Annotated in this window: 2 protein-coding genes; both read left to right on the top strand. The window is 64.0% G+C overall.

Features of this window, described 5'->3' with window-relative positions; translation table 11 throughout:
• Nucleotides 1-266: 266 nt before the first annotated feature.
• Nucleotides 267-1040, top strand: coding sequence for a nucleotidyltransferase (locus tag AX724_RS15770; protein WP_066768111.1), 774 nt, complete (start codon nucleotides 267-269; stop codon nucleotides 1038-1040).
• Nucleotides 1024-1782, top strand: coding sequence for a metallophosphoesterase family protein (locus AX724_RS15765; RefSeq protein ID WP_066768108.1), 759 nt, complete (start codon nucleotides 1024-1026; stop codon nucleotides 1780-1782). The genes AX724_RS15770 and AX724_RS15765 overlap by 17 nt, the downstream gene beginning before the upstream one ends.
• Nucleotides 1783-1884 lie beyond the last annotated feature (102 nt).

The following is a 1884-nucleotide window of genomic DNA, read 5'->3' as shown; positions in this document are numbered from 1 at the left end:
GGATATGTGCCGGGTCATGTCGCCTCGCTCGATGCTGGGAGACCTGACCGCGAACAGGGCAGGCTCCTGCGAAAGCAGGAGTCCAGTTCGGTCGCCTCAACCGGGCTCCCGCGTTCGCAGCAGCCCGTCGAGCCTGTGGCCAGCTCCGAAATATGCTTGGGCGCACCCTAAGCCGCCCAGCCCGAAAGACAACCGCCTCCCCGGCAAAACGGAACGCAATCCGCTCGCCGCCCGTTGCCCTTTTCCCGCCGCAACAAGGGTGCCCGATGACCTGCGACCCCACCGCCTTCGATCCGCCGCCGGAAGCGAAGCAATTCTACGCCGACAGTCTGCAGGAACTCGTGTCCTCCGGCATCCCGTTCATGCTGTCGGGCACCTATGCGCTGGGATGCCACACCGGCATCGTGCGTCCGACCAAGGATCTGGACGTCTTCTGCAAGGCGGGCGATGCGCCGCGCATCCTCGCCCATTTCCGGCATCTGGGCCATGAGGTCGAATTCGAGGATGAGCGCTGGATCGGCAAGGTGTGGAAGGACGGCAATTTCTTCGACGTCATCTATAATATCTCCTCGGCCAGCCTGCCGGTGACGGAGGAATGGTTCCGCAATGCGTCCCACGCCGATGTCTATGGCATTCGCGTGCGCATCACGCCGCCGACCGAGTTCATCCTGTCGAAGATCTTCATTCAGGATCGCTATCGCTACGACGGGGCGGATGTCGCGCATATGATCCTGAAACAGCATGAGGCGATCGACTGGCAGAAGCTGCTCGACGCGGTGGAGCTGCACTGGGAAGTGCTGCTCATTCACCTGCTCAATTTCCGTTTCATCTACCCGACCGAGCGGCACTGTATTCCGCTCTGGCTGTTCGAGGAATTGCTCGGGCGGTTGCAGACGCGCGCCGAGCTGCCGGTGCCCAACATCCGCGTGTGCCGGGGGCGCTTGCTGTCCCCGCGCGACTATCTGGTGGACATCACCGAATGGGGCTTCGCCGACGTGGTCGGCAAGGGACTGGAGGAAAGCCATGATCGCAACAAGTGAGGCGGCCCCGCCCGGAAATCAGAGGGCTGGAAGCCTGACCGTCGCCGCCATCGGCGACCTGCATGTGACCGACCAGCAGGAGCATAAATATCGCGACCTTTTCGCCGAAATTTCCGACAAGGCCGATGTGCTGGCGCTGTGCGGCGACCTCACCAACTTCGGCAAGACGCGCGAGGCGGAAATATTGGCGGAGGACTTGCGCGCCTGCTCGATCCCCGTCGTCGCCGTGCTGGGCAATCACGATTATGAATGCGGCCAGCCCGAGGAGGTGGCGCGCATCCTGACCGGCGCGGGGGTCACGGTGCTGGACGAGCAGGCCGTGGAAATAAGGGGCGTGGGCTTTGCGGGGGTGAAGGGCTTCGTCGGCGGGTTCGGCCGGGGCGAACTGGGCGCTTTCGGGGAGCGGGCGATCAAGGGATTTGTCGAGGAGTCGATCAACGAGGCGCGCAAGCTGGAAAATGCGTTGCGCACGCTGCGCACCGACCGCGTCGTGGCCGTGCTGCACTATGCGCCGATCGCCCAGACTGTGGAAGGCGAACCGGCGGAAATCTTTCCCTTTCTGGGGTCGTCGCGCCTTGCCGACGCGATCGACCGTTTTGACAATGTGCGCTTCGCGGTCCATGGCCATGCCCATCGCGGCACCTTCGAAGGGAAGACGCCGCGGGGTGTGCCGGTCTACAACTGCGCGCAGTTCGTGGTGTCGGAACAGTTCGGCCGGCCCTATGCGCTGATCGCGGTATAGGCGCCCGGCGCGGGGCGGCGCAGGCTTGGGAGCGTGGATGTGACGGATCGGCGGACACGAGGTTTCACCCTGTCATGGACGATGCTGTCGCCTGTCCCGCTG

The sequence above is a fragment of the Sphingobium sp. CCH11-B1 genome, from assembly GCF_001556865.1.
GTDB lineage: Bacteria > Pseudomonadota > Alphaproteobacteria > Sphingomonadales > Sphingomonadaceae > Sphingobium.
This window is presented reverse-complemented; position numbering and strand designations above follow the sequence as displayed.

Coding starts and splice junctions, on each gene's coding strand:
- AX724_RS15770 (WP_066768111.1), top strand. CDS start 267: ATGACCTGCGACCCCACCGCCTTCGATCCGCCGCCGGAAGCGAAGCAA.
- AX724_RS15765 (WP_066768108.1), top strand. CDS start 1,024: ATGATCGCAACAAGTGAGGCGGCCCCGCCCGGAAATCAGAGGGCTGGA.